28 protein-coding genes are annotated in these 26,793 nt (G+C 63.3%); 8 read left to right on the plus strand and 20 right to left on the minus strand.

The features are described from left to right. Positions 1-15: 15 nt before the first annotated feature. Positions 16-1,041 carry a zinc-dependent alcohol dehydrogenase family protein gene (locus AUL30_RS11360; protein ID WP_062227996.1) on the plus strand — a complete coding sequence of 342 codons (1,026 nt, stop codon included), beginning with the start codon at positions 16-18 and terminating at the stop codon, positions 1,039-1,041. Positions 1,042-1,341: 300 nt separating this feature from the next. Here AUL30_RS11360 and AUL30_RS11365 read toward each other — a convergent pair whose 3' ends face one another. From AUL30_RS11365 to AUL30_RS11410, 12 genes are all read right to left on the minus strand, one after another. After that, a complete protein-coding gene (locus AUL30_RS11365) occupies positions 1,342-1,548 on the minus strand; it encodes a TOBE domain-containing protein (RefSeq protein ID WP_157070094.1) in 207 nt (68 codons plus the stop codon). 171 nt (positions 1,549-1,719) lie between these two features. Continuing rightward, complete coding sequence (locus AUL30_RS19400) at positions 1,720-2,883, minus strand: glycosyltransferase (RefSeq protein ID WP_083507874.1); 1,164 nt, start codon at positions 2,881-2,883, stop codon at positions 1,720-1,722. Further along, complete coding sequence (locus AUL30_RS11375) at positions 2,883-3,656, minus strand: glycosyltransferase (RefSeq protein ID WP_062227999.1); 774 nt, start codon at positions 3,654-3,656, stop codon at positions 2,883-2,885. Before AUL30_RS11375 ends, AUL30_RS19400 begins: the two co-directional genes overlap by 1 nt. Positions 3,657-3,680: 24 nt before the next feature. After that, positions 3,681-4,361: a NeuD/PglB/VioB family sugar acetyltransferase gene (locus AUL30_RS19755; protein ID WP_157070095.1), complete on the minus strand. Its 681-nt coding sequence runs from the start codon at positions 4,359-4,361 to the stop codon at positions 3,681-3,683. Further along, complete coding sequence (locus AUL30_RS19405; protein ID WP_157070097.1) at positions 4,361-4,891, minus strand: class I SAM-dependent methyltransferase; 531 nt, start codon at positions 4,889-4,891, stop codon at positions 4,361-4,363. Before AUL30_RS19405 ends, AUL30_RS19755 begins: the two co-directional genes overlap by 1 nt. Continuing rightward, complete coding sequence (locus AUL30_RS19410) at positions 4,888-6,039, minus strand: DegT/DnrJ/EryC1/StrS family aminotransferase (protein WP_192843058.1); 1,152 nt, start codon at positions 6,037-6,039, stop codon at positions 4,888-4,890. Before AUL30_RS19410 ends, AUL30_RS19405 begins: the two co-directional genes overlap by 4 nt. A 418-nt stretch (positions 6,040-6,457) precedes the next feature. Continuing rightward, positions 6,458-7,492, minus strand: coding sequence for an ABC transporter ATP-binding protein (locus AUL30_RS11385; protein ID WP_062228001.1), 1,035 nt, complete (start codon positions 7,490-7,492; stop codon positions 6,458-6,460). Between the two features lie 8 nt (positions 7,493-7,500). Beyond that, positions 7,501-8,334 (minus strand): carbohydrate ABC transporter permease, encoded by an 834-nt coding sequence (locus AUL30_RS11390; RefSeq protein WP_062228002.1) that lies wholly within the window; start codon positions 8,332-8,334, stop codon positions 7,501-7,503. After that, a complete protein-coding gene (locus AUL30_RS11395; protein WP_062228003.1) occupies positions 8,331-9,233 on the minus strand; it encodes a carbohydrate ABC transporter permease in 903 nt (300 codons plus the stop codon). Before AUL30_RS11395 ends, AUL30_RS11390 begins: the two co-directional genes overlap by 4 nt. 23 nt (positions 9,234-9,256) lie before the next feature. Next, positions 9,257-10,495, minus strand: coding sequence for an ABC transporter substrate-binding protein (locus tag AUL30_RS11400; RefSeq protein ID WP_062228004.1), 1,239 nt, complete (start codon positions 10,493-10,495; stop codon positions 9,257-9,259). An 82-nt stretch (positions 10,496-10,577) separates the two neighbouring features. After that, positions 10,578-11,354 carry an SDR family NAD(P)-dependent oxidoreductase gene (locus tag AUL30_RS11405; protein ID WP_062228005.1) on the minus strand — a complete coding sequence of 259 codons (777 nt, stop codon included), beginning with the start codon at positions 11,352-11,354 and terminating at the stop codon, positions 10,578-10,580. Then, entirely contained in the window at positions 11,351-12,106 is a 756-nt protein-coding gene (locus AUL30_RS11410) for a FadR/GntR family transcriptional regulator (protein ID WP_062228006.1), read from the minus strand. Before AUL30_RS11410 ends, AUL30_RS11405 begins: the two co-directional genes overlap by 4 nt. Before the next feature lie 99 nt (positions 12,107-12,205). Here AUL30_RS11410 and AUL30_RS11415 point away from each other — a divergent pair, with 99 nt between their 5' ends. From AUL30_RS11415 to AUL30_RS11435, 5 genes are all read left to right on the plus strand, one after another. Continuing rightward, on the plus strand, positions 12,206-13,333 hold the full coding sequence (locus tag AUL30_RS11415; protein ID WP_062228007.1) for a mandelate racemase/muconate lactonizing enzyme family protein: 1,128 nt from the start codon (positions 12,206-12,208) through the stop codon (positions 13,331-13,333). A gap of 11 nt (positions 13,334-13,344) precedes the next feature. Continuing rightward, positions 13,345-14,238: a DUF6772 family protein gene (locus tag AUL30_RS11420; RefSeq protein ID WP_062228008.1), complete on the plus strand. Its 894-nt coding sequence runs from the start codon at positions 13,345-13,347 to the stop codon at positions 14,236-14,238. After that, on the plus strand, positions 14,238-14,573 hold the full coding sequence (locus tag AUL30_RS11425) for a hypothetical protein (RefSeq protein WP_062228009.1): 336 nt from the start codon (positions 14,238-14,240) through the stop codon (positions 14,571-14,573). Before AUL30_RS11420 ends, AUL30_RS11425 begins: the two co-directional genes overlap by 1 nt. 80 nt (positions 14,574-14,653) lie before the next feature. Next, positions 14,654-15,352: an SDR family NAD(P)-dependent oxidoreductase gene (locus AUL30_RS11430; RefSeq protein ID WP_062228050.1), complete on the plus strand. Its 699-nt coding sequence runs from the start codon at positions 14,654-14,656 to the stop codon at positions 15,350-15,352. 169 nt (positions 15,353-15,521) lie between these two features. Next, the gene (locus AUL30_RS11435) at positions 15,522-16,058 is read left to right on the plus strand and encodes a lysozyme inhibitor LprI family protein (RefSeq protein WP_062228010.1); all 537 of its coding nucleotides are present in this window, start codon (positions 15,522-15,524) and stop codon (positions 16,056-16,058) included. A 62-nt stretch (positions 16,059-16,120) separates the two neighbouring features. Here AUL30_RS11435 and AUL30_RS11440 read toward each other — a convergent pair whose 3' ends face one another. The 8 genes from AUL30_RS11440 to AUL30_RS11475 all read right to left on the minus strand — a co-directional run bounded on the left by AUL30_RS11440 (position 16,121) and on the right by AUL30_RS11475 (position 24,224). Further along, the gene (locus tag AUL30_RS11440; RefSeq protein WP_192843059.1) at positions 16,121-16,981 is read right to left on the minus strand and encodes an amidohydrolase family protein; all 861 of its coding nucleotides are present in this window, start codon (positions 16,979-16,981) and stop codon (positions 16,121-16,123) included. Next, entirely contained in the window at positions 16,978-17,400 is a 423-nt protein-coding gene (locus AUL30_RS11445; protein WP_062228011.1) for an RbsD/FucU family protein, read from the minus strand. The genes AUL30_RS11440 and AUL30_RS11445 overlap by 4 nt, the downstream gene beginning before the upstream one ends. 26 nt (positions 17,401-17,426) lie before the next feature. Next, on the minus strand, positions 17,427-18,452 hold the full coding sequence (locus AUL30_RS11450; RefSeq protein WP_062228012.1) for an aldo/keto reductase: 1,026 nt from the start codon (positions 18,450-18,452) through the stop codon (positions 17,427-17,429). 13 nt (positions 18,453-18,465) lie between these two features. After that, complete coding sequence (locus tag AUL30_RS11455) at positions 18,466-19,461, minus strand: ABC transporter permease (RefSeq protein ID WP_062228013.1); 996 nt, start codon at positions 19,459-19,461, stop codon at positions 18,466-18,468. Next, positions 19,458-20,450 (minus strand): ABC transporter permease, encoded by a 993-nt coding sequence (locus AUL30_RS11460; RefSeq protein WP_062228014.1) that lies wholly within the window; start codon positions 20,448-20,450, stop codon positions 19,458-19,460. The genes AUL30_RS11455 and AUL30_RS11460 overlap by 4 nt, the downstream gene beginning before the upstream one ends. Then, positions 20,447-21,958 (minus strand): sugar ABC transporter ATP-binding protein, encoded by a 1,512-nt coding sequence (locus AUL30_RS11465; protein WP_062228015.1) that lies wholly within the window; start codon positions 21,956-21,958, stop codon positions 20,447-20,449. Before AUL30_RS11465 ends, AUL30_RS11460 begins: the two co-directional genes overlap by 4 nt. Positions 21,959-22,029: 71 nt before the next feature. Next, complete coding sequence (locus AUL30_RS11470) at positions 22,030-23,055, minus strand: sugar ABC transporter substrate-binding protein (protein ID WP_062228016.1); 1,026 nt, start codon at positions 23,053-23,055, stop codon at positions 22,030-22,032. Between the two features lie 56 nt (positions 23,056-23,111). Then, positions 23,112-24,224: an iron-containing alcohol dehydrogenase gene (locus AUL30_RS11475; RefSeq protein WP_062228017.1), complete on the minus strand. Its 1,113-nt coding sequence runs from the start codon at positions 24,222-24,224 to the stop codon at positions 23,112-23,114. A 289-nt stretch (positions 24,225-24,513) separates the two neighbouring features. Here AUL30_RS11475 and AUL30_RS11480 point away from each other — a divergent pair, with 289 nt between their 5' ends. Together AUL30_RS11480 and AUL30_RS11485 are read left to right on the plus strand one after the other, a co-directional pair. After that, entirely contained in the window at positions 24,514-25,227 is a 714-nt protein-coding gene (locus AUL30_RS11480) for a GntR family transcriptional regulator (protein WP_062228018.1), read from the plus strand. Continuing rightward, positions 25,227-26,771 carry a UxaA family hydrolase gene (locus AUL30_RS11485; protein WP_062228019.1) on the plus strand — a complete coding sequence of 515 codons (1,545 nt, stop codon included), beginning with the start codon at positions 25,227-25,229 and terminating at the stop codon, positions 26,769-26,771. The genes AUL30_RS11480 and AUL30_RS11485 overlap by 1 nt, the downstream gene beginning before the upstream one ends. The last annotated feature ends 22 nt before the right edge of the window (positions 26,772-26,793 follow it).

A 26,793-nucleotide genomic window follows, 5' to 3' on the forward strand; every position in this document is an offset into this window, starting at 1 on the left:
TCCAAAGGATAGACAATGTCAGACACAATGCAGCGTTGGGAAATGGACGAAATCGGTCGCGAAAGGCTGGCGCTGAAGACCGCGCCTGTGCCGATGCCCCAGGCCGGCGAGGTTCTGGTGAAAGTGTCGGCGGTGTCGCTCAACTATCGTGACAAGCTGGTGATCGACAGCGGCATGGGCCTGCCGCTCGAATTTCCCTTCACACCCGGCTCCGATCTTGCCGGAACCGTGAGCGCCGCCGGCGAGGGTGTCACGCGCTTTGCCCAAGGCGACAAGGTGATCTCGACCTTCATGCCGGGCTGGATCGACAGCGCCCCGCTCGGCAGCGCCCGGATTCCGCCGTATAAGACGCTCGGCGGGGTTTATCCGGGCGTGCTTGCACAGTACGTCGTGTTTCCCGAAGAATGGCTGGTTCATGCGCCGGCCTCGCTCGACCTGGCGCAAGCCAGCACCTTGCCATGTGCCGGCCTGACGGCGTGGTTCGCCCTGATCGAGAAGGGCATGCTCCAAGCCGGGGAGATCGTGCTGATCGAGGGCACGGGCGGCGTCGCACTGTTCGGCCTGCAGATTGCCAAGGCACATGGAGCACAGACAATCGTCGTCTCGGGCAGCGCGGAGAAGCTGGCGCGGGTGAAGGCGCTCGGCTCCGATCATGGCATAGACCGAACCGCGGAAGACTGGGTGGAAGCGGTTTACCGTGTCACAGACGATCACGGCGCGGACCATATCCTCGAACTGGTCGGCGGAGCGCATCTCGGCAAGGCGGTGCAAGCCGCCGCGATCGGAGGGCGCATCCACCAGATCGGCGTTCTGGAGGGGTTCGAGGTCGCGGCCCCGGTCGGGCCGCTGATGTTGAAGAACCTGACCGTGCAGGGCATCGGCGTCGGCCATCGCAGCGCTCTGGAGGACCTGGTCGCCATGGTGGATCGCACGGGGCTAAAGCCGGTGATAGACCGGCGCTACCCGCTCGCCGAACTGCCGGCCGCGCTCGATCACCTCGACCGCGGGGCGTTCGGCAAGATCGTCATCGATCTGGTCTGATCTCCATTGCGGTGTCGTAGTGGCGGCGCTTCCGCGTTTTGTCGGGCGACTGAACGGCCTTGTCTGCTGCAAGGCAATCTTGGCCTCGACCAGGAAATTTGGCTCGCTGTCCAATTCGGACCTCGCTCAATCGCCCAGGCTTCGAGTGGTTGCCAGTTTTCTGACGCGTTTGATCCGCCAATTTAACGCGGAACTGGAAACGCCACTCCTCGGGTAACCGTTGGCTAGCCTCGCTTCGGCCAACGCGGCACGCGATCCCATGTCACGCCCCGTCGGGCTAACACGCCCGTACGGGGCACCCTACCGCTCCCGCAACGCCCCGCCTTCCGCATCGAAGAAGTGCAGATGCTCCGGCCCGCAGGCCAGGACGACGTTGGAGCCGATGCGCGGAGCCTGCGCCGCGCGGTCGAGGGCGAGGCAGATGTCGCCGGAGGCAAGCCGGACATGCAGCAGCGTTTCGGCGCCGAGATACTCTGCCAGCGCCACCGTGCCGGGCAGCCCGGGCATGCCCTCGCCCGTACGCAACGCTCGTAACAGCGGGGCCCATCCTCGGTCAGCGCCAGGCTCCTCGTGGTGCGGTGGAACAGGTGGACGTCGAGCCCGGCTTTCATATCGAGCGGAGCTTCAATTCGCCAAATGGCTTTTGCGACAGCCGACCGCGTTGCGGCGGCACGTATATCAATGACGATTTTTAGGGCGTACCGCGTGCTTTAGCCGAAATCCCAGGCGCCCCACTACGATGCGTGCAAGATCGACGGTTCTCGTAGTGCCGACCGCGTCCATAGGCTGCATTCCCGCGCCGATCGCTAACGGCTCTGTAGCACTGACAATGGATCTCTTCGCGTCGTAGCCTTCAATCGGAAGCCACGGGGTTCGACCAGCCGTAGCAGATTGAAAGGGGAGGGACGAAATCTTCTTCGCGTTGCCTTCGACGGATAACGAAAACATCATGTCGAACCCGATCTGGTTGAAGATCAGCGAATAGACCCCCTCGGATTTAATTAGATACTCCGCAATTTCATTGCGAAGTATATGATCAGGTTCGCTTGTCACGTTATCAAACGACCGGATGCTGGAGAATCCAAATGTCGAATGGAAATTTTCAGCGGTCAGGAGATTAAAGAATCGGCGCGCGATCAGTGCATGTTCATTAATAGATCGTATACTGTTTGCTGGATTTGGGGTGCTGGTGTTGTTCGTGTGTATCCGAAACCGAACGAGGCGTTCGGGCATAACAAATATCTCGTAGCGCTGCAGAACTCGAAGCCACATATCGAGATCCGGCAATTGGCGCAAATAATTGTTATAGCCGCCAAGCTGAGCGTAAAGTTCACGACGCAGCAGGACAGAGGGGTGACAAAGGCAGTTCCCCTCTTCAATAAGCCTTTTTAGCCATTCAAATCTGGACCTATTTGGCTGCGCAAATACATCGGAAAACGCTGGCAGCTCCGCTCCTTCGAGCAGATCGCCGTCATCATCAATCCAAGTCACATTTGAGAAAACTGCAGCGATATCATCGTGCTCATCGAGGACAGGTATCTGGCGCTCTAATTTGTCGAGCTCCCATATATCGTCCGAATTACATACCCCAATGTAATCGGCGGTACACATCGATATAGCGATATTCATCGCCTCACAGGCACCGACGTTCTTTTGTAGGTAGCATGTTTTCAAACGGGGATCGCTGAATTCCTTAATGACCTCTATGGTACTATCAGATGACGCGTCGTCAACTACAATGACTTCAATATCCTGAACACTTTGGTTTAATAGTGATGTCAATGCACTTCTGATGAAGGCAGAGTGATTGTACGACGGAACGACGATTGAAACTTTGGGCATTATTTAACCTCCATCTGCTTTATGCGCGCATCAATAAGCGATTTCCAATGTGCCGATACCAATTCTCGCGCATGATGCAGCGTCGACAGAAGCATGCCTTTCCTCTCACTCTCGCTCATGCGACTCCAAGTCCCGGATGGGTGCACGCGGTAATTCGTTCCATGTCGCCCCAGGAAGCCGAGAGGGCTTCTTGCCGCCAAAACCAGATTAATCAGCCAATCATAGCCATCTTGGATGCTCGGAACTGACATCAGGTCACGTATCGCTTCCGTACGGTAGAGGCAGGTCGAAAAAGTGGCTACAATGTTCTCTTGCAAAAGCTCTGGAAAATACACCAACCTATGCCTGTTCTGCGGAAAGCCGCTTGGCCCTAAAGCGTCAGGCGCCGCTCCCTGAAAGTCCAAGCGGTAACCCGTGAACGCGCACTCCATCTTCTCATTAAGCTTCATCAATCGAAGCTGCTCATCAAGCTTCCGCTCGTTAATCCAATAATCGTCGCCTTCGAGTATTGCTACATACGGTGTGTTAACTCTATCGATAAGGCTCTTATAGTGACGCATAATCCCTAGATTATGGTCATTACTAATAACGCTGATATTGTCGTACGGCTTCGCAAACTCAAGAGACTTTTCGAACGTATCGTCGCGCGACTTATCGTCGGAAACGACAATCACTAATGACCGAAAGAGGCTCTGTTGCGTGACGCTGTCCAGAGCCTTCTTAATAAAGCGACTATGGTTGTAAGTCGGTATAAGAACAGTGATGTCATTCATGATGGTTCCCACCTTCAGCCAGCTTTACTGCTCTATTGTTCGGGACATCAACGGTCGAGCTGGAACCCCAGCGACCGTATCACCCGCTCTGACGTCTTTGACAACGCAGGCGCCAGCGCCAACAGTAGCACCGTTTCCGATCAGGATTTGGGCCTCTGATGAGCCATTTATTATGGTGCAGCCTACGCCAAGCCAGCAGTCGCGCCCAATGATAACGTGCCCCGCCACCGTCGTCCGTGGAGCTAGAAAGCTGAATTCACCGACCGTTACGTCATGAGCTACAATCGTTCCGAAGTGCAGGACTGCAAAAGGCTCAATGCGCGTGTTTGCTGAAACAACTGTGTTCGCAAATATTTGCGCCGGCGCCATGATCTGTGCGGATCCACTAACAATAGCATTTGGACTCACGAAGCTGCCCAAGTAGTTGTTATTCTTGATGATTTTGGCGGCCAGCCGTCGCTTCGCAGAAATATTACCAATGGCAATATGCCATTCGGCATCTCTGAAAGCTTGATCTGCTTCAGAGAAAGAAAGAATTGGCAAATGATCCGCTGACCCAGATGGCGAGATATCGTCAACGAACGCAACGACGTCATGCCCCGCCTGCTTGAGCTGGAAAGCGAGTTCGCGAGCATGGCCGCCCGCACCGTAAATTATCTGCCGTCTATACGGTTCGGAACTGGGCTCTTTCGAAATATTTTCCATTAGGACGCCGCTTCGCCCGAGGCCTCGATAATAAGCTCATGGTTAAACGGCCGGCACTCGATATTATTCAGAGCGGCAAACGAGCTTTCCCGCCACGGAACAAATTGAATGTCTGAAAATCCAGCTTCGCTTAACAGCAATCGCAATTCATCGGCATCGTAGAGGAACCTATGACCCCAGTTATAGAATGCTTCATTGAGAAGGTGGCAACGGTTTCTAGGTTGCCACAGGTTCCCCCAGCGTCCGACGTCGTTTCTGGTATATGCGTCTATGATGTGCTGGATGTCCGGCGTAGATAAACGAATTACACCCGTAGGATTCAGAACGCGTCGACACTCCTTTAGAAGCGCTACCGCTTCAGGGCGTGATATGTGCTCGATAAAGTGCTCCGCGAAAACGTAGTCGATTGATCTGTCCGCGTACGGTAATGGTTTTCGCAAATCCATGAGTACATCAGCGGCCGGAGAATCAAGATCGATATTGATCCATTCGTCCAGTCTTATAGGACCACTACCAAGATGCAGTTTCAATGCCGCTCCTCCCGTAATTCGGAAATCACCTGGTTGATGCAGTCAATAATATACTTCACTTCAATTTCTGTGATCTGGTCGTATATTGGCAGAGAAATAATCCGGCTTGAAACCGAGTTTGTGAATTGCAATTCAGTCTCTAAGGAGAATTCTTGAAAGTAAGGCTGCTCATAAAGGTGGGGGCTAAAATATTTAGCAACGCCAACTCCCATCTGAGCTAATTTATCTACTATTATATCTCGTTTTGATGACAAAGATTCTGGAACCAGAGCTGGGAAAAATTGATACGCTACCTGATCGCCTTCTTCGTTCTGGAACGTCAGATCGTTTATGCCATTTTTGTACGCCTCGGCAACACGCTGGCGGCTAGCCACGACAGCGGGGAGTACATTCAGCCGCTCTTGAGCCAACAAGGCGATTACTTCGGGCATCTTCGAGTTAAGGCCAAGCATTGAGGAGTTACGCGGCTTTTCGAAGCCGAAGTTCCCCATTATTCGTATTTGGTGGATAAGAGCTGCGTCGGCGCTATAGATCAGACCACCTTCTGCGGTCGAGAACGTTTTGGTCGCATGAAGCGAATATACGAAAGGTATGTCAGACCCATAACCCACTTGCCGGCCATGTCGGTCTCTTCCGCCCAATGAAGCCGCAGCATCAACGACGACTGGCACTGAGAAGCGATTCCGCAGGTTCTCGTAGTGCGCGATATCGAGGCCTCGACCGAATGTGGCGTACGGGATGACGACCCTAATTTCGCTACCGTACTTTTCGAGCAGCGCTTCCTCCTGAGCCTTAGACGGAAGCCACGTGTCGGGATCAATGTCATAGAAGATAGGGCGCAGCCCGGTCCAGATTGCCGCTTGGGCTGTCGCTGCGAAAGTGAAGGAAGGGATTAAGGCGTAACCCGAATTGCTTGCAGGATCCGTTGCGTTCGTCACCGCAGCAATAGTTGACATTAGTCCGATGGTTGCATTGCAGACAGTTACGCAAGAGCCGCTGCCAGCGAATAGTGATTTTACGACATTGGTTTCAAAGGCCGAATTGACTGGGCCATAATTGGTGTAGATGCCAGACTCTTCGATTGCCGAGAGTGCTTCAGGCAGTTTGCTGAGGCGGGGTGGCGTTGGTCGTAGAAAAGGAACGCGCACGTCAGAGCTCCACGCTAAGGTAAGAGGCTGACTGCGCCTCCGTAGGTGCCACTCGTTAGCCAGCAGCAGAGTCATGTGTCAATTGAGGATCGGAAAATGGCGTAAATGACTTAGCTTGTATGGCACAATCGACATCACGTGAATGAACCGGCCCGGATTTGTCGATGGCTGTCACTCTTGCGATGACGGGGCTGTAACGAGCAAGACGATGACCAAGTTATCACCTAAGGTGCGGGCCCAGGCTAAGCTCCTGCAGGGCAAGAACGTAGAAGTCGTCATCACTGAAGGGTTATGGCCAATCCGTGCCGGAACTGAAGACGCAAGTTCCTGGGCAGCCTTCGTCTAGGCTCGCTTCGGCCAACGCGGCACGTGATCCCATGTCACGCCCCGTCGGGCTAATACGCCCGTACGGGGCACCCTACCGCTCCCGCAACGCCTCGCCTTCCGCATCGAAGAAGTGCAGATGCTCCGGCCCGCAGGCCAGGACGACGTTGGAGCCGATGCGCGGAGCCTGCGCCGCGCGGTCGAGGGCGAGGCAGATGTCGCCGGAGGCAAGCCGGACATGCAGCAGCGTTTCGGCGCCGAGATACTCTGCCAGCGCCACCGTGCCGGGCAGTCCGGGCATGGCCTCGCCGGCCAGGTGCAGATGGTCCGGGCGGATGCCGCAGCGCGTGGCCGCGGCCGGGGGCGTGGCGGCAGCTGCGAGCGGCTGTGCCGTCGCGATGTCCAGGACATTCATCTTGGGGCTGCCGATGAACTGCGCGACGAAGACGTTGGCCGGCGCCTCGTAGAGCTGGCGCGGGGTTCCGACCTGTTCGATCCGCCCGTCGCGCAGGACGACGATCTTGTCGGCCAGCGTCATCGCCTCGACCTGGTCATGGGTCACGTAGATCATGGTCGTGGACACGCGTTGGTGCAGATCCGCGATCTCGGAACGCATATGGACGCGCAGTTCGGCATCGAGGTTGGACAGCGGCTCGTCGAACAGGAAGACCTGCGGTTCGGCGACGATCGCCCGCCCGATCGCCACGCGCTGGCGCTGCCCGCCGGACAATTGCCGCGGGTAGCGGTCCAGGAGTGAATCCAGCTTCAAAAGGTCGGCTGCGCCGGCGACCGCCCTTTCGCGCTCGGCGCGCGGGACTTTGCGCACCTTCAGGCCGAAGGCCATGTTTTCCCGCACGGTAAGGTGCGGGTAGAGCGCGTAGGACTGGAACACCATGGCCACGCCCCGTGCCGAGGCGGCCACGTCGTTGACCACGCGCTCGCCGATCGAAAGCGCGCCGCCGCTGATATCCTCCAGGCCGGCGATCAGGCGCAGGAGGGTGGATTTGCCGCAGCCCGACGGGCCGACGAAGACGACGAATTCGCCATCCGCGATGTCGAGGTCGATGCCGCGGATGATCTCGGCCGAGCCGAAGGATTTGCGGATGTCTTTCAGATGCAGATGGGCCATGGCGGTCCTCAACCTTTCACGCCGGACAGCGCGAAGCTTTCGACGATCTGGCGTTGCGCTATCAGGTAGATGATCAGCACCGGAATGACGGCGATCGTCGTTGCGGCGAGCTGCAGGTTCCAGAGGGGCAGGCCGTAGCTGTCGTTGAAGTTCGACAGAGCGAGCGGCAGGGTGAAGTTCTCCAGCGAGCTGAGGAAGATCAACGGCTCCAGGAACAGGTTCCAGGAGTTCAGGAAGGTGATGATGGCAACGGCCGCCAGCGCCGGCCGCGACATGGGCAACGCCACCTTCCACCAGATGCCGAGCCGCGTCAGCCCGTCCATCTTGGCGGCTTCCTCGAGCTCCTTGGGCAGAGCCAGGAAATACTGCCGCATCAGGAAGGTCGCCACGACGCCCTGCGAGCCGAAGACCGGCAGGAGGATCAGCGGCCAATGCGTATCGACCAGCCCGAGCCACCGGATCAGGAAGAAATTGGGGATGATCGTGACCTCGTCCGGCACCATCAGCGCCATGACGAGGAGAAGCATCAAGAGCCCTGCCCCGCCGAAGCGGATCCGAGCCAGCGCATAGCCGGCGAGCGAGGCGATCACCAGCGTCAGGAGGGTGACGACCGCCGCAATATACAGGGAGTTGAAATATTGCTGCGCGAAGGGCTGATAGGAGAAGACCTCGACGAAGTTCTCGTAGCGCCAGACCCGCGGGATGAGGCTCGGCGCGCCGAAGATTTCGGTGACGCTCTTGAAGCCTCCGGACACCATCCACAGGAACGGGAAGACGAAGGGAACGGCCAGCAGCGATAGGCTTGCCGTCCAGGCGGCGCGGTACAGGCGGTGACGGCTCATGCAGCCTCCTTGCGCCGCAGGAGCACCTGGACGATCGTCAGCGCCATCACGATGACGAACATGATCATGGCCAGCGCCGAGGCATAGCCGATATCGAAGAACTGGAAGCCCTGCTGGTAGATGTAGAAGGCCAGGACCAGCGTTCCGTTTTCCGGGCCGCCGCCGGTCATCTGGTAGATGTGGTCGAAGACCTTGAAGGAGCCGATCGTGGTCAGGACGGTAATGACCAGCGTCGTGGGGGCCAGCAGCGGCAGGGTGATCATCCGGAAGATCTGCCAGCGCGACGCGCCCTCCAGCCCGGCCGCTTCCTCGTAATCGCGCGGGATCGACTGGAGCGCCGCGATGTAGAGGATCATGTTGAGCCCCACCATCTTGATCACGCGGGTGACGATGACGGCGGCCATGGCCCAGTTGGGCTCGCGCAGCCAGTTCGGCCCTGCGATGCCCAGATAGGCCAGGAGCTGATTGACCGCACCGCTTTCGCCCTGGAGCATGAAGCGCCAGACGATGGCCCATGCGATGGCCGAGGTGATGACGGGCGCGAAGAAGATGGTCCTGAACAGGATGACGCCCCGGAAGGGCCGTGCCAGCGCCACCGCCAGAAACAGCGCCAGGGCGACATTCAGCGGCACCAGCCCGAGTGCGAAGACGGCGGAGTTGCGCACGACGTGCCAGAAGTCGGGATTTTGAAAGAGCGCGTCCTCGAAATTGGCAAGGCCGACGAACATCGCCTCGCCGGACAGGAAATTCCAGTCCGACATGGCATAGACGAAGATGGCGATGAGCGGGCCGAGGAAGAAGATCAGAAAGCCGATCACGGTCGGGCTGACGAAGAGCCAGCCCTCCAGCGTCTCCCGGCGGCGCAGGCTCAGGCGGGAGACGCTTGCGGTGTCGGTCATGCCGGTTGCACGCACGGTCGACCTCACAACAGGGGCTGGACGGCCGCGCAGACGGCCTTGAGCGAGGCGCCGACATCGGCATCCGCGCGCCAGACGGCATCGACCCTCGGCTTCATCGCCGCCAGGATCTGCGGCACCTTCTCATGGGCCGGGTGGACGCGCCCGTTCTGGATCGCATGCGCCACCACGTCCATCTGCTCGGGCGACAAGGCCGGATTCTGGTTCACGAAGGCCGGGCTCGACAGGACGCTGGCGCGGGCCGGCGGGAAGAAGCGCGACAGAGCGGCGACAGAGGCCTTGTCGGTCATGGTCGCGACGAGCTCGGCCGCCAGTTCCTTGTGCGGGCTGGTGTCGAACACCACGAAACCCGCCTGCCCGATCACTGGCGCTTCGCCGTCGGGACCGGACGGCAGGGGCGCGATGCCCCAGTTGAAGCCAGCTTCCGGCATTTTGGAAACGCGCGAGATCTGGTTCACGGTCATGGCCGAGTTGCCGGAGAAATAGTCCCCCTGCTCGCCCGGCGGAACGATGGTGCGGTCGACGAAGATCATGTCGTGGAGCTGCTGGACGGCCCGGACCGCCGCCGGACTGTCGAGGCCGCATGTGCCGTCCTGCCACAGATCGCCGCCATAGGCCCGGATCGACGGCAGGAGGGCATGCGTCATGCGCGCGCCGTAACCCTCCCCATCCTTGAACTCAAAACCCCATTTGCCCGGATTGGCCGCGACGAGCTTGCGGGCGGAGTCCTGGAAGGCGTCCATCGTCCATGCGCCCTTCTTCGCAAGCTGCATGGGATCCTCGAGACCGGCCTTGTCGAACATGTCCTTGTTGTAGAAAATCAGGAAGGGCGATGTGGAAAAGGGAATTCCCCAGACGGCATCGCCATCGCGCCAGAGCGCCATGGACAGGTCGGTATAGTCGGCCAGGTCGTAGTCCGGGTAGGCAGCAAGCGTGGGGCCCAGATCCATCAGGATTCCGGCATCGACGAAGGCGGGCGCCGCATCCTCCATCATCCAGGCGACATCCGGCGCATTGCCGCCGCCCACCTGGAACGATAATTTCTGCGTATAGTCGCTGACCGGAATGGTCTCGAAGCGCACGGTGACGCCCGGATGCTTTTCCTTGAAGCGGTCGGCCAGCTCGTTCAACAGCGTCAGGTGCGGCTGGCTGCCGGTATAGACGGCAACGCGCAGCTCCTGCGCCGCTGCCTGCGTGGCGAAGACGGCGATTGCCGCCGCCATGGTGTTGCAGATGCCCTTCATCGCTTCCTCCCGGTATGAAATGTCGGAGCTGTCGGCTCTTTCGGCCTGCCCTATGCAGCGGCCCGGTGCAGCTCCCCTGCCTTCAGGTGCCCGATCCCTCGGGCGCGTCTCCGATGGACCACCCGCCATCGATCGGAATGTCCGCCCCCGTCACGTAGGCGGCGCCGTCGCTGCACAGGAACACATAGGCGCCAGCCAGATCGTCCGGCCGCCCATGCCGCCCGGCGGGAATCTTGGCCGTGATCTTGCGGCGCAGCTCTCCATCGGCGTAGCGATGGGCGTTGGCTTCCGTCTCGATCGCGCCCGGCGATACGATGTTCATGGTCACGCCGGATGCGGCGACCTCACGGGCAATGGCCCGCACGGCGGTGCGCTGCGCCGACTTCAAGGCGGCATAGACGACGGTTTCGGCTCGCGGACGGGCACTCAACACGCTGCCCGTCGCCACGACGCGGCCCCAGCCCCGTGCCGCCATCTGCGGCACGAGAGCACCGGCGACCGTCAGGAAGGCCGAGAAATTGGCAGAGATCGTATCGGCGATATCCCGTTCGGCCAGCCTGTCCCAGGGTCCGCGCCGCTCGATGGCCGCGTTCCAGATCAGAATGTCGATGGGTCCGGCCGCCAACGCCCGATCGGCGAAGGCCGTGGTGTCGTGGGCCGAGGTAAAATCCGCCTCCAGGCAGAGGGCGCCGCCGACACTGTCGGCCAGCCCTGCCGCGCCGTCCGCATCCGCGAAGTGGTGCAGGACCAGCTCGGCGCCATGCTCCGCCAGCGCCATTGCCACGGCGCGGCCGATCCCCGCGCTGGCGCCCGTCACGAGGGCGCGGCGACCGGCAAGGGAGAAGCGCCCGGCACTCATTGCCCGTGCTTGCCCGTATCGGCGGCGATTTCGAGCGAGGCGATATCGGTCGCCTCGTAATGAAGGCGCACCGCCTGTCCGGCCAGCGTGGCATCGCCGCCCGCGATCGCGTCGTAAATCGCGCGGTGCCGCTGGACCGTGGCCTGCCAATCCTTCTGCGTGCGGGCATTGCGGGCCGTGAAAATCTCCGACACTTCGCGGTGGATCGAGCGCAGACCCTCGATCTGGATGCGGATCATGGCGTTGCCGGTGGCCATGGCCATGCCGTGATGGAACGTCAGGTCGGCATCGGTGAAGGCGCCCGCCTGCCCGAGCGCGCGCTCCATCCGGTCGAGCGCCTCCCGCATTTCGGACAGGCCGCGCGCGTCACGCCGCTCGGCCGCCAGGCCTGCAATGCCGGTTTCCAGAACGCGGCGCATCTCGTTGGCTTCCATCAGGGATTTGATGCTCGCGCGCACCGCATAGCCGTAGATGCGATCCATCGGCTCGCCGCTCAGCGCGCGGGCGCGGGCCACCTTGCCCTGCTGCGTCGTCACGAGGCCGGCCGATGTCAGCTGCCGGAGCGCTTCCCGGGCGATGGGGCGTGAGACGCCGAACTCCCGGGCGATCTCCCCTTCCGGCGGCAGGGCATCGCCCGGCTGTATCTTGCCGTCCAGAAGCGCGGCCGCGATGGCGTCGGACACCGCATCCGCAAGCCTGGACGGGCTCACAGCCTTACCGCTGAAAATCGAATGCTGCTTGGCGTCACTCATGCCGTCACCATATCCATCACTTTTCAACTTGGCAACTAGGTTTGTTTGTTGATAAGAAACCTGGCCGACCGGCAGGTGCGGTATGGGAGTTGCGGACCGATGTCCACGCAAGCTGATGAGATCACCGACGTTATTGCGCATCCGCTGCAGCAGCGCCTGCCGACGCCGACGGTCACCGCATGGGGGCGTTACGAGACGGTTTCGACCGTCCTCGTCGAGGTGCGGACACGTGAGGGCTATGTGGGGGTCGGCGAAACGCTTGGCCGCTTCGCCCCCAGGGCCTATGCCGAACTGATCCATTCGGGCATTGCACCGCGGATCGTCGGCCGCGATCCGGCCGACATCGCGGCGCTCTGGCAGATCATGCGCAGGACCCTGTCGGGCCGCGCGGGCGGCATGCTGATCGAGGCGATCGCCGGGATCGACATCGCCTTGTGGGACATTGCCGGCAAGGTCGCCGGCCAGCCCATTGCCAGGCTGCTCGGCGGGATGGGCCGCGACAGGCTCGACGTCTATGCCGCGGCGGTGAACTGGGTGGAGGATGCAGCGGCCGAGCGGGAGCTGCGGGCCTATGTCGAACAGGGCTTCACGCGCATCAAGATCAAGCTGGCGGGGCCGGTCGACGCAGCCTGCCGGCGCGCCGAACATATGCGCCGCCTGGCGGGCCCCGGGATCGGCCTGTGCGTGGATGCCAATTGGGGCTTCCGGCTCGACGAGGCGGTGCAGGTCGGCAATGCCCTTTCCGACAACGAGTATTTCTGGTTCGAGGAGCCGCTGGCGCCGGAAGACGAGCAGGGCTACGAGGAACTGCGCGCGCGCTGCCAGGTGCCGCTTGCGGCCGGGGAGAGCAATTACACGCTCGATCAGGCGCAGCGGCTCGTCGCCTCGCGGACATTGTCGGTCCTGCAGCCGGACATCGCCCGCTCAGGCGGTTTTACCGAGACGCGGCGCATGGCGGACTATGCCGCTGCGCACGGCGTTGCCTATGCACCCCATATCGGCATGTCCGGCATCGTCTGCGAGACGGCCAGCATCCACCTTGCCGCCGCCATGCCCAACTTCCGCATCCTCGAATGCGAATGCGACCGCAGCCCCTTCAAGGTCGCGCTGGCGGACCTTTCGCCCGCCTGCCTGCGCCAGAGCGGCGGTACGGTGGATGTGCCGACGGGACCGGGGCTCGGCCTCGAAATCGACTGGGATGCCGTTCGGCGGCTGACGGTGCAATGAGAAGGAATCCGATGATCGAAACCGACCCTTCACGCCCCCTGTATCACGCCATGCTGCGGGCCGATCCGACCTTGAGCCGCTACGACCCCTTGCCCCGCATCATCACGCATGATCGCTTCGCATCCGGCCATTGCGGCTGGTCGCAGCTCGTCGGCAATTACGAAGACGATCTGGACACGATGCTGCCCGGCTATGCGCAGCATGGCAGCGCCATGCTGTCCACCCTGCCCCACTGGGATGCCGGTTCGCATGGCGGCATGGATTCCTCCTATGCCCTCAAGATCGCCACCAAGCCGCGCGCGGGGGCGCGCAATGTCGCCATCAAGCGGCACACCTTCCGCAAGCGCGGTCCGATCCGCCTGGAAGCCTATCTCTGCTTCAAGCCCGAGGCCAATGAGCTGAAGCTTTCGGAGACGGACGTCCGGTCGGTGGGCTTCCTGTTCGACCTGCAGGGCGGCGACAGCGACGGCGACGTCATGCGCGTCATGCCGCATCTGCGCTTCCTGAACGCGCTGGACGGCGTCCACGAACAGAAGTGGCAATTCAAACGGCAGACGGGCGCGCTTCAGCGGATCGGCACGCAGGACAAGATCCTCAGCCACGACCATCTGAACCCGAACGACTGGCAGGACCTGCCGGGCGCCGCCCAGAAGCTCTGCTACAACGAAATCCCGACCAAGGTGAACTGGACCTATATCCGCTTCGACTTCGACCTGGAAACGATGCAGGCCACTGGCTTCCAGTGCAACGATCGCGTCTTCGACGTCGCGGGCTTCGACAGTATCAGCATCCCGGCGATGAAGAACCTCTGGTGCATGCTCAACATCTGCTTCTTCGCCGAAACGGATACGGACAAGCGCGCCTTCCTGTATCTCGACTCCCTCTGCCTTTCGGGAGATTTCTGATGCTTCCCGAAAACATCACCGCCGTGATCGCACGCAACGAAAGCTGGCAAGGCACTGCGACGAGCGAGCCCTATGAAGCCGGTTGGGCCAGAGAAGCCGTCTTCTTCGTCCGCGCGCTCAAGGAGCCGCAGGGGCAGCCCGGCACCGCTTTCGTGGAAATGTCGCCGGACGGCATGTTGTGGATCGCGGAGGGGACGCAATTCACCCTGCCCGACCGGCGCGACGGCATCGCCGTCGGGCGCGTCGCCCATTTTGGAAATTGGCTGCGGCTCCGGGTGGAGTTCCCGGACGCCGCACAATGCACCGTTCTCGTCACCCTGCACCTCAAGGCCTGATCATCATGAGCACCTACCCGACCTTCTCCGACACGGCCTTTGCCGGAAAGTCCGTCCTCGTCACCGGCGCTGCCAGCGGGATGGGCCTCGAAACCGCCCGCGCCTTTTCCACGAAGGGCGCGACCGTCATCCTGGCCGACCGTGATGCCGCCGGCCTTGCCCGCGCCAGGGCCGGCCTGTCCGGCCCGGCCCATACGATCGAGGTCGATATCGGACGGATCGACGCCATCAAGGCCATGTATGCGCAATGCGACACGCTCGTCGGCCGGCTCGACAATGTCGTGTGCTGCGCGGCCATCATCACGGCGAAGAAGATTCCCGATCAGGACTGGGCGCATTGGGAACGCGTCATGTCTGTCAACCTGCTCGGCACCTTCTTCACCGTGCAGGGCGCGGTGGAGCGCATGCTCGCCGACGAGGCCGGTGGCAACATCGTCTGCGTCGCATCCGATGTCGCCCATCATGGCGGCGGCGGGCTGATCGCCGATACGGCCTATGCCGCCTCGAAGGCCGGCACGCTCTCCATCGTCAAGTCCGTGGCGCGCGAACTGGCCGGCCGCAAGGTGCGCATCAACGCGCTGAACCCCGGGCCGACGGATTCGCCGATGCACACCCATATCGACCCCGCGCTCAAGGAGCGCATCGCGGCGAACCTGCCCATCCGCCGGATGGGACGCGCGGAGGACATGGCCGCGGCGATCCTCTTCCTGTGCTCGCCCGATGCATCCTTCGTCTACGGCTCGGCGATGGACGTGGATGGCGGCTCCAGCTTCCGGTAACGGGGCGGCACCCCCATGGGACGCAATCCGGCCGGGTAGACAAGAGTCAGTATATCCCCGGTAATCATCTTGCCCCGAACTACCAATCCTGGGTTTAGATTTCCGGATGGTCGATTGACAGTGCCAGATCGTGGGCTCATACGGCGACTATACCGTCGGAGAGCACCCTTTGTACAAGCGCATCGCGACCGTTTCAATGCTTGTGACGGCAGCCCTCCTGGCGTCGACCCCGCCCTCTGCCGCGCAGGAGGCCGTGCCCGGCAACCCGGCCTACCAGGAAATGGGCGGCGATGTGCCGGCGTTGAAGGATTGCGTTGAGAACGAGGGCCGTAATGCGGGCAGCTGCATCGGCCGTGTCTCGGGCTACTGCACTGCCGAGCCGTCGCAAGATGAGCCGCTCGAGACGTTGAAGTTCTGTTGGGCCCGCGAACAGTTGGCGTGGGACCATCTGCTCAATGCCGAATATGCAGAGCGTGTGGCCGAGGCCAAGGAACAGGACGCCGCGCCGGACAACGAGTCGGAACGCGAAAGCTTCGCCTCCCTGCGCGATGCGCAGCGCGCCTGGATCGGCTTCCGGGACGCCGAGTTGCGGCGCTTTTGGATGAAGCGGGCGCCCTACTCGGCAAAGTGGCGTGACGCGGATTCCGAAAAGCTGAAAGCCCAGCTGACCGCCACGCGCTACATCGACCTGCACCAGACGGATTGAACCTCTTTCGCGGACGGTTGCGCAGGGAGGCGGCAGGGCAAGCCGCCGCCACCCCCACCGGCTCAACGCGTCCGGTTCAACCCATAGAAGTCCACGGCATTGCCGCCGAAGATCCTGTCCATGTCGGCCGGTCCGAAATGGCCCCCGAGGAGGGTCCGGGCGGCGTTCACCACCTCGCCATAGGTGGCGGCGAGCGTGGACACCGGCCAGTCCGACCCGAAGATCAGCCGCTCCGGCCCGAAGCACGCGACGACATGGTCGACGAAGGGCCGCAGATCCTCCAGCGACCAGTCCGCACTGGCCTCCGTCACGATGCCGGACACCTTGCAGGACACGTTCGGAAAGGCGGCGATGGCCGCGATATCCGCGCGCCAGGGGTCCAGCGTGCCATCCTTGATGAGCGGCTTGGACAGGTGGTCCACCACGGCGCGAAGGCCAGGCGTCTGCCGCAGGGCCTCGAGCACATGGGGAAGGTGCCGGGGGAAGGTCAGGATGTCGAAGGGAAGACCGCTGCGCGCCACATGGCCGAGATTCTCGAGCACACGCGGCCGCAGGATATAGGCATCCTCCAGCCCCTCCAGCATCGGGCGCAGGCCCACGAAATACGGGTTGGCGCGATAGACCTCGAGCCGCTCGGGGAAGCGGTCGGATTCCATGTCGAGCCAGCCGACCACACCGGCCACGTAATCCGTGCCTGCGGCGATATCGAGGAGGTAGTCCGTTTCGGCCTCCGTCGCCGCCGCCTGCACCAGGACCGTCCGGCCGATGCCGGCGCGCCGGAGCAGCGGCTCCAGATCCTCCGGTCCGAAATCGCGAAGCAGCGGCGCGACATGGTCGCCCATCCAGTGATAGTCACCGCGGGCAATGCGCCAGAAATGCTGATGCGCGTCCACGCGCCCGGTATCGGCAGCCTTGAGCGTCACGGTCTGATGACTCCCTTGCGCAGGATGATGTTGCCGTACAGTCGTCGCTCGCCGCTGGCGATGACCGCATAGGCGCGCTCGGTCCGCGCGCAGAAGACGCCCGGGTCGATCTCTTCCATGCCGATGGCGCGGCCTTCGGCCCGGTCCAGGCTGGCCTGGAAGCCATCATAGACGGGCCGCGTCTCGTCGGGCGCAATCATGACGGCGGCGGGCGCGTCGACGAAATCGTCCAGCGGCAGGACGCTCAGGACGGCGTCCAGGAGCGCCTGCGCATCTGCGCCCGGCATGTCGACAAGCCGCTGCGCCAGGTTTGCCGCCCCGAAATTGGCGTCGGCGATCACGATCTCGTTGCCGTGTCCCATATCGTCCAGAATGGCCAGAAGATCGCCGTTCAGCAGCGGATGGATATTTTTCAGCATAAGGTCTCCTTGCGGGCGATCCGGCGTCAGACGGCCGGGATCAGCCCCTTGTCTTCGAGGCTCGTCCAGAAGGCCTGCGGAATGTCCTGTTCGAACCAGGCGACGTTCTGCTTCACCTGCGTGGCCGTCTTGGCGCCGATCACCACGTTGCCGGTCGCGGGGTGGCGCATCGGGAACTGGATCGCCGCGGCGGGGAGCGGCACGGAGAATTCCCGGCAGACGGCCTCGAGCGCATCGGCCTTGGCCAGGATCTCGGCCGGGGCATCCACGTAATTGTACTTCTTGCGCCCCGACGAGGAAGCGAGGATGCCGGAATTGAAGACCCCGCCCATGACGAGCGCCACGTCCCGCTCCAGCGCCCTGGGCAAAAGCGCCTCGGCGGCCGAACCGTCGATCAGCGTGTAGCGACCGGCCAGGAGGCAGACGTCGAGGTCCGCCTCTTCCATCGCATCCAGGATGACCTCGTTCTCGTTGACACCCAGCCCGAAGCCGGCGATCAGCCCGCCATCGCGCAGTTCCTCCAGAGCGCGGAACCCACCGCCACGGGTCAGCGCCTGCCAGTGATGGTCGTGCCGCTCACCATGCGTGACCTTGCCGATATCGTGGACGAAGAGGATGTCGAGCCGGCCGAGGCCCGTGCGCTGGCGCGAGTCGTCATAGGATCGCAGGATCGCATCGTAGGAATAGTCGAAGACCTCGCGGAACGGCAGGCCGTTGTGCCATCCGGAATCGAACTCGTTCTTTTGCGCTTCCGCCGGCAATTGCCGGCCGGGCCGCTCGAAGCTCATCAGCCGGCCGACCTTGGTGGACAGGACGAAACCTTCGGTCTCTTCCCGCAGGAGTTCCCCCATCAGATGCTCGGACCGGCCGAGGCCGTACATGGGCGCCGTGTCGAAATGGCGGATACCCGCCTGCCAGGCTGCGGAAAGCGCCGCGCGCGCATCGGCCAGCGGGACGGGCGCATAGAGACCGCCGAGGGGCGCACTGCCCATGCCGAGCGCCGTCAGTTCCACCTTGGCCCGCTTGAGCCGCCTCGTGTCGGTTACTTTCATGGATTCATGCCTTTCAAAGCCGGCTGCGGGTCTTTCGGCGGGTCCAGACCACGAGCGCGACACCTGCGATCAGCAAGGCCGCCCGAACGATCTGCCGCTGGGAATCGGTCCAGCCGAGCAGCGCCGCACCGGATAGGAGCACCGCCAGGAGGAGCACGCCCACCAGCGTTCCGACCATGTTGGGCTTGCCCATCTTCAGCGCCATGCCCCCCAGGAGCACCGCGGTCAACCCGTCGATGAAGTAGGAGGTGCCGATATAGGGCTGGCCCGACGACAGGTCGGCCGCCAGGAGCACGCCGGCCACCGCCGACAGGATGCCCGACAGAACATAGAGCAGGAACAGGATCCGTCCTGCCCGCACACCCGCCTCGACGACGGCGCGGGGGTTTTGCTCCATGGCATAGATATAGTGGCCGAAGGTGGTGCGGTCCTGCAGATACCATCCGATGGCATAGAGAATGGCGACCGCGACGGCGAGCACGGGCACGATGCCGATATTGGCATCCACGAAGGGCCCGACGAAGCCCGTCGTGGCGACGGGAATGGAGGTGCCCCGCCCGATCGCCGCGGCGATCGAGCCGGCAAGTCCGCCGGTGGCGATGGTGATTACCAGAGCGGGCAAGCCCATTCCCGCCACCAGGAGCCCGTTCAGCGCGCCGATGACGGCGCCTGCCGCAATGGCGGCGAGCGCTGCCACCAGCCAGCCGGAGCCCGAGGAGACCAGTCCGGCGATGATCATGGTCGACAGCGCGGCGACCGACATGAAGCTAACGTCGATTTCTCCCGCCGCGATGATCCAGGTCAGGCCCAGGAACATCACCGCGGCGATGGAGGCCGACCGCAGGATATCGTTGGCGTTGCCGGCACTGGCAAAGCTCGGCCGCAGCCAGGAAAAGACGATGACGAGGATCGCCAAGAGGATGAAAAGCCCGTAGCGGACGATGAAGCGGCGGGCGTCGAAACCGCGCGACGCGGCTGTGCGGGACGTCGAGGACATGACGGCGCTCATGAAGTGGCCTCACGCAAGGCGGGTTTGCCGGCCCGGCGCAAGCGCCGCGCAGCCTCCGCGATTTTGGGGTCGAACAGCGCGATGGCGCTGATCAGGACGATCGAGACGATGGCGTCCGAGTAGTAGTAGGGCACGGCCAGAAGGGTGAAGCCGTTGAGCATGGCCGACATCAGGAGCGTGCCAGCCACCGTGGCCGGCACCGACGGTGCACCGAACAAGGCCGCCCCCAGATAGACTGCGGCATAGGCGGGCATCAGCAATTGTGCGCCGGCCGTGACGTTGGCGGCGCCGGACGAGGCGACGAGCAGCGTGATGGCCAGGCAGGCGAACATGCCCGACAGCGCGAAGGCGGCCAGCACATAGGCCTTCACCCGAATGCCCGAAAAGACGGCCGATGTCCGGTTTTCCCCGGTGGCATAGAAGGCACGTCCGAAGCGGCTGGCATGCAGGATGGCGGCGCAGACGAGCGCGGCCACGATCAGGATCGCGACGGGCGCATCCATGCCGAGATATTTCGCATCGTTCAGCTCCAGAATGCCCGACGAGAAGAAGTTCTTCGAGATGGAGGTGCCGTTGGAATAGAAGTAGGACAGCCCGATGGCGGCGCCCCCGGTGGCGATGGTGGTCACGATGTCCGGCAGGCGCAGCTGGGCGATGGCAAAGCCGTTGATCAGCCCGAAGAGAAGGCCGATGGCGAGCGCCCCTCCCACACCGATGGTCAGCCCGTAGCGCCCGGCGATGAGCCAGCCCAGCGTCATGGCGCCGAGCGAGGCCACGCCCGGAAACGACAGGTCGAACTGGCGCACCACGATGACGAAGGTCAGGCCGAGCGCCGCCAGACCCTGCACCGCCATATGGCGGAACAGGCCCTGAAGGTTCCCCGGGGTCAGATAGGCAGGGCTGAGGCTGGCAAAGACCGCCGCGATGATTCCCAGGAGGACCAGGAAGGCCAGAATGCGGAGGACGAGGGGGTTTCTGCGTCGGGTCATGCTGCGCGCGCTCCCATGATGCCGGCGGCGAGAAGTTGGTCGCGGGTGGGGCTGGCCGTGCCGGGCTGGATCGGGCTTCCCTTGTAGAAGGCCATCACACGGTCCGCGAGGCCGTGGACCTCGTCGCAATCCGACGAAACCACGATGACGGCGGCCTTGCGCGACAGTTCGCGCATCAGGGCATAGAGCTTGGCGCGCGCGCCGATATCCACCCCGACCGTCGGTTCGGCGAAGATGTAGACATCCGATTGGCGGAACAGCCCCTTGGCGATGACGATCTTCTGCTGGTTGCCGCCGGAGAAGGCGCTGACGGGCCTGTCGAGTTCGAGCGGCTGAAGCCCGACATCCCGCGCAAGTTGTTCCGTGGCGCCCCGGTTCGATCCGAAGCGCATCATGCCCCCCGCAACGGAAGCGCGGCCCAGATGGGCGATGGTCGTGTTGAATACGACATCCTTGGTCATGGTCAGGCCTTCGGTGCGCCGATCGCCCGGCACCAGGAAGATGCCGGCCGACAGCGCATCATGCGGGCCCTTGAAGGCGCGCGGCTGGCCCTTGACCAGGAGTTGGCCGGCATCCGGCCGCATGGCCCCGAACAGGACCTTGGACAACTCGTCGATGCCCGAGCCGACCAGGCCGAAAATGCCGAGGATCTCGCCGCGCCGCACAGACAGATCGACGCCGGAGAAATAGCTGCCACAGCCCAGCCCCCTGGTTTCCAGGAGCACCTCGCCACCGGTCGCACCGTCGCGCTCGGGGAACAGGTCGCCCGCCGCCTCGTCCAGCATGAGCTCGGGAATGGATACGTTGCGGGCACGCGCATCGGCCAGCGTCAGGGTGGCGACATTGCGACCGCCCCGGAACACCGTGAAGCGATCGGCGATCTCGAACACCTCTTCCAGCCGATGGGTGATGTAGATGATGGAGATGCCGGCGCCCTGGAGGGTGCGCATCATTTGGAACAGGGAGGCTTTCTCGCGCTCCGTCAGGGTCGATGTCGGCTCGTCGAGCACCAGCACCTTGATATGGTCGTGGCGCAGCGCATGCAGGATGGCGACGATCTCGCGGTCGACGGCCGGCATCTCGCCGACCTGCGCATCGAGATCGATCTCGATGGGAAAGCGCTGCAGCAGCCGATGTGCCGAGGCCCGCATGGCAGCCCTGTCCATGCGGCGGAACAGGCCGGGCCGTTCGCCTTCATGGCCCAGGAAGATGTTTTCGACGCCGGTACAGTCGGGCACCAGCTCCGGGTGCTGCTGGACGGTGGCAACGCCCGCCTTGATGGCGGCGCGGGGACTGCCGAGCTCGACCTCCTGCCCGTCGATGACGATCTCACCGGCATCCTTGGTATAGACGCCGGACAGGATCTTGATCAGGGTGGACTTGCCGGCCCCGTTGATGCCGAGAAGGGCATGGATCTCCCCCCGGTCGAGGTCGAAATCGACGCCGCCCAGCGCCTGCACGGGACCGAAGCGCTTGGCGATGCCGCGCATGGTCAGGATCTTCGACATGGGCTCCCCCCCTCCTCATCGGGCGGGAGACGGCGCATGGGGCGCCGCCTCCCCTTGTTGCAGGGGTCTCGTCAGAGGACCCGGTTCCAACCGAGCTTGGCGGCCTCGCCGGGCTGGTCGTAATTGTCCGGGATCTCGATGTCGGCCAGGCTTTCCTGCGTCACCGCGTAGGACGGGGTGATCACGAAGCGCGGGGCCTTGCGGCCGGCGATCACTTCATGCGCGAAGAAGGCGTTCATATAGGCCATTTCGTAGAAGCTCTGGGCGAGCGTCAGGGCGAAGGGCGAGCCTGCCTGGATGTATTCGAAGGACTGCGCGCCGCCGTCGATGCCGGTGATGAACACATCCCGGTTGGCCGCGCGGATCGCCAGCGTGCCTTCCGATGCCGCACCGTCCCAGGCGCACCAGATGGCGTTGAGCTCGGGATTGGCCGTCAGGATATTGTCCACCACCTGGCGGGGCGTCGTGGTGCCGCCGAGCGCGAAGGCGATCTCGGACACGATCTCGATGTCCGGGTAGCGCATGAAGACGGACTTGGCGCCCAGCGTGCGCTGGTCCCAGGACTCGTTGGACGGCAGGCAGACCATGGCAACCTTGCCCTTGCCCTGCAGCCGGTCGGCAATGTACTGCGCGCCATAGGAGCCCAGGCCGAAATTGTTGGACATGGCCGTGGAGGTGACCGTGGTGTTCGGCACGTAGCTGTCACCGCAGAAGATCGGGATGCCGGAGGCAACGGCTGCCTGGACCGCCGGCGCGATGGCGGCGGCGTCGGCCGGGGTTATGAAGATCGCCGCGGGCTTGGACGCCACGAAGGCGGCGATCTGGTCGGCCTGCTTCTTCACGTCGTAATTGGCGTCCGCGATGGTCAGCGTACCGCCCAGGCGGCTTACCGCATCCTCGTAGCCGGCCACGATGTGGCGGCCCGATTCCCAGACCGTCCAGCCGAGCGAGGCGCAGAACTGCGCATCCTGCGCGAAGGCGAAGTTGGGCCGCGCGAGCGCCGCGGCCACCGTCATCGCGGCCGCGCCGCTCAGGAAGCCGCGGCGGCTCAGGCGGAGCCCTGCGGCTTGCGGGCTGTTGTCGTCGAATTCAGTCATGTCTGTCCTCCCAGATGAAACGGACGGCGACCCGCCGTCCGGCATGCGACCGCCGGTCAGGCCGACTGGCGGAGAATCTCGTGATATTCCTCACGCGTCGGGATCCGCGGATTGGTTCCGTGGCAGTGATCCTTGAGCGCCTCGCCGCTGACATGCGCCATGATCGGCTCGTTCACGCCCATGGCCGACAGGCCCGAGGGCAGCCCGATATCGCGCGAAAGTTCGGCGATGACCGTGTCCGGCTCACCGCCCAGAATGTCGTAAAGGATCTGCCACTTGCCGCCGATCGCCGGGCGGTTGAAGCGCAGCACGGCCGGCATCAGCACCGCGTTCAGCGTGCCATGATGCAGGTTCAGCTCCCGGACGGCGCCCAGCGGATGGGTCAGCGCATGAACGGCGCCCAGCCCCTTCTGGAACGCCATGGCGCCTTCCAGGGCGCACATCATCATTTCCCAGCGCGCCTGCCGGTCCCCGCCGTCGCGCACGGCCGTCCGGATGGCGCCGATGCCCCGCTTGAGCCCGTCCAGCGCGATGGCGTCCGCCGGCGGATTGACGGACGGCGCCATGTAGGTTTCCAGGCAGTGCGAGATGGCATCCATGCCGGTCGCCGCCGTCAGAAGCGGGGGCAGGCCGTAAGTCAGTTCCGGATCGCACAGCGCCACGGAGGGCAGCATATGCGGGCTGACGATTCCGAGCTTGCGCCCTTCCGCGGTGATGATCACCGCCGCGCGGCCGACTTCCGAACCCGTGCCGGAGGTCGTCGGCACCGCCACCATGGGGCAGATACGCCCGTGGATCTTCTGAACGCCGCCGGCCACGGCCGTGTACTGAGCGAGCGGCCCCTCATGCCCCGACAGGAGGCGTACCGCCTTGGCGAGATCGATGGACGAGCCGCCGCCCAGACCCACGATGCCATCGCACCCGGCCGCGCCATAGGCCGCGAAGGCGGCGTCGACGGCGTCTTCGGTCGGATTGGCCGGCGTGTCGGAAAACACCGCCGGGCGCTCCGCGAACAGCGCCAGGACGCGTTCCACCAGGCCGCTGGCCACGAGGCCACGATCGGTGACCACCAGCGGCCGGACGACACCCAGCCCCTCCAGAATCGCCGGGAGCTTGCCGATGGCGCCTTCGTCGAATTCGACGCGGGTCAGATAGGTGATGAGAGCCATGGGCCGCACGCTTTCCGGTCTTGAACATACAGGTGTGGCGCCCCGCCGGACATGACGGGGCCAGGCCGCGGACAGGCCGAAAGGCGCCGCCTGCGGAGGGTGAATCGTCGGGTTGTCTATGCTGTCGCGCCGGGGCCGTACCTCCCGGCACCCGCTATGGCGCCCTCCCCGCGCCGTCTGGATATGCAGTAACGAATTGCGCCTTGCGCCGTCAACCGATATATGAGTTATTGAAGCCAGAGCAGAAAAAAATTGTCAACACGCCGCTCGCGAAACTTTGGATTTCCCTATGAACAAAGGACTGGAAGCGGATTTGGAGGCGAAATCCGCGCCGGAGAAGCCGGTTCTGAAAGCGGAACAGATATATGAGTTTCTGCGAGATGCGATCGTTCGGCTGCGGATGGTGCCGGGTTCGGTGATCTCGGAGAAGGAACTCTGCCTGCAATATGGCGTGTCGCGCACGCCGGTCCGCGAGGCCTTGAAGCGGCTGGCCGACGAAGACCTCGTGGACGTCTTTCCCCATTCCGGGACCTACGTGTCGAAGATTTCCTTCGACGTGGCGGAAGAGGGTTTCGTCATCCGCCGCGCGCTGGAGATCGAAAGCATCCGCCGCGCCGTCGCCTTCGTGCGGGACGAGGATGTGGTTCGGCTGAACGGGCTGATCGGCGATATGCGCGACATTCTCGATCGCGGGGCGCTGCACGAATATATCGAGGTGGACGACGCCTTCCACAGCGCCATTGCCGGCATCAGCCAATATCCGCGCATCTGGAAGTTCATCAACCTCGTCAAGGCGCATCTGGACCGCATGCGCCAGTTGTCCGCGCCAGTCCCGGGCCATCTGGCCGACGTGACCGAGCAGCACGCGGCCATCGTCAGCGCGATCGAGCGCCGCAATGCCGACCAGGCCGAGCTCGCCATGAAGATCCACCTGGAAGCATCCTTCGCGGTGATGAGCGCGATGTACGAGGAAGGCCGTTACTTCAAACGGAAGGTAAGCTGATGCTGGATACGCTTGAGGCCCTGTCACCGTTGATCCGCATGCACCAGGACGACAATGTCGCCGTAGCCCGCGTCACGGTGGATCCCGCCGTCACGCCGATCTGCGGCGGCACGCCCCTCCGCGAGCGCGTCACGCAAGGGCACAAGGTGGCCTTGCGCGATATTGCCGAGGGCGAGGCGGTTCTGAAATACGGCCAGACCATCGGTTTTGCGAGCCGGCCGATCGCAGTCGGCAGCCTGGTCCACACCCACAATCTGGCCATGGGCGATCTCGAACTCACCCATGAATTCTGCGCCGGGGCGCGGGAGCCGGATCTGGTGCCGGAGGCCGAGCGCGCCAGCTTCATGGGGTATCTGCGGCCCGACGGGCGCGTGGGCACGCGCAACTACCTGGCCATCGTTTCGTCGGTGAACTGCTCGGCCACCGTGGCCCGTGCCGTGGCCGCGCATTTCGCCCCGGCGACCGGCCGCCTCGACGCCTTCGCCGATGTGGATGGGATCATCGCCCTGACCCATGGCGGCGGCTGTGCGCTCAACACGCAGGAAGAAGGCTACCTCTACCTGACACGGGTCCTGGCCGGCTACGCGACGCACCCCAATGTGGGCGCCGTCCTGATGATCGGGCTCGGCTGCGAGACGAACCAGATTCCGCTTCTCCTGAAGAAACACGGCCTGTCCGAAGGGCCTCTGTTCCGCACCATGACCATTCAGGGCACGGGCGGCACCCGCGCAACGATCGAGGCCGGCATCTCTGCCGTCGAGGACATGCTGCCCGCGCTCGATGCGAACCGGCGCACGCGCCAATCGGCCGAACATCTGACGCTGGCGCTCGAATGCGGCGGATCGGACGGCTATTCCGGCATCTCCGCCAACCCGGCCCTCGGCTATGCCTCGGACCTCCTGGTGCGCCATGGCGGCACGACCGTCCTTGCCGAGACGCCGGAAATCTATGGCGCGGAACATTTGCTCACCCGGCGGGCGGCCACGCCCGCCGTCGCCCAGAAGCTCCTCGACCGCATCGACTGGTGGCGCGACTATGCCCAGCGCGGCAAGGCCGAGTTGAACAACAACCCGTCCCACGGGAACAAGGCGGGTGGCCTGACCACCATTCTGGAAAAATCGCTCGGCGCCGTCGCCAAGGGCGGGGCATCGCGCCTCAACGCGGTCTACGAATATGCCGAGCCGATCGACAGCCACGGCTTCGTCTTCATGGATACGCCGGGCTACGATCCCGTGGCGGTCACGGGCCAGGTGGCCGGCGGATGCAACATCATCTGCTTCACCACGGGGCGCGGCTCGGTGTCGGGTTTCAAACCCGCACCGTCTCTCAAGCTGGCCACCAATACGCCGATGTTCGAGCGCATGCGCGAGGATATGGACATCGACTGCGGGACCGTCGTGACCGGGCAGGAAACCATTGAGGAGGTCGGCACCAGGATCTTCCACGCGATCCTTGCCGCAGCGTCCGGCGAGCCGACGAAAAGCGAGATATTCGACTACGGCGACAACGAGTTCGTGCCCTGGCAGGTCGGCGCCGTGATGTGAGGAATTGCGGGCCGTGCGGCCG

Source organism: Aureimonas frigidaquae (assembly GCF_001463905.1).
GTDB lineage: Bacteria > Pseudomonadota > Alphaproteobacteria > Rhizobiales > Rhizobiaceae > Aureimonas > Aureimonas frigidaquae.